Here is a 276-nt window from a genome sequence, read left to right as displayed (position 1 = left end):
AGCCATCTATGCCGTTTTCTTGTAGATTTTTATATAAATCCTTTCCCTGTTCATAGGTTCTTACTGCACCAAAACCCACATTCGCCGCCGCTAACGCATTAATTCGGTCATCTTTGCTTTGCCCAACGGTTTTTATTGATTTCACCGTAGCAATGGCACTTTGCAAGGCTTGTAAAGCTGGAATGTTTACCGCTACCGTTAACCCACTTTGTTTCATTTGATATTTGTAGTTGCTTTCGTAATCGCTTTCTACCCCTGTGATATTGGCATTTTTAG

At 40.6% G+C, this 276-nt stretch carries 1 protein-coding gene; it reads right to left on the bottom strand.

Annotated features, from left to right (window positions below):
- A partial coding sequence (locus tag ACTG7L_RS10840) for a hypothetical protein (RefSeq protein WP_439328543.1) occupies positions 1-276 on the bottom strand: 276 nt, incomplete at both ends.

Source organism: Lonepinella sp. BR2357, assembly GCF_051851525.1.
In the GTDB taxonomy this organism is placed as follows: Bacteria; Pseudomonadota; Gammaproteobacteria; order Enterobacterales; family Pasteurellaceae; genus Lonepinella.
This window is presented reverse-complemented; position numbering and strand designations above follow the sequence as displayed.